Raw genomic sequence first — 437 nt, forward strand, 5'->3', positions numbered from 1 at the left:
GTTGCCGACCTCGGCCATGCCCGGATAGCCGCGCGGCCCGCAATTCTTGAGCACCATCACCGACGAGGCGTCGATGCCGAGGTCCGGGTCGTCGATGCGGGCGTAGTAGTGCTCGATATTCTCGAAGACCACCGCCCTGCCCCGGTGCTGCATCAGCGCCGGCGTCGCCGCCGAGGGCTTTATGACGGCGCCGTTGGGCGCAAGGTTGCCGCGCAGCACCGATATGCCGCCTTCCCTGGTCAGCGGCCGGTCGAGCGGCCGGATTACCTCGCTGTTGTAGTTCGGCGCGCCGTCGACCAGCTCGCCGATCGTCTTTCCGCTGACGGTCATGGCGTCGCGATGGAGAAACCCCGCCCCATCCAGCGACGCCATGACCGCAGCCAGCCCCCCGGCGTAGTAGAAATCTTCCATCAGGAACCGGCCCGACGGCATCAGGT

1 protein-coding gene is annotated in these 437 nt (G+C 67.3%); it reads right to left on the bottom strand.

From position 1 onward, the window contains the following. Positions 1-437: dihydroxy-acid dehydratase (locus EOA28_RS38230; RefSeq protein WP_189342434.1), on the bottom strand; the 437-nt coding region annotated here is incomplete at both ends.

Source organism: Mesorhizobium sp. M2A.F.Ca.ET.067.02.1.1, assembly GCF_004023285.1.
Lineage (GTDB): Bacteria > Pseudomonadota > Alphaproteobacteria > Rhizobiales > Rhizobiaceae > Mesorhizobium.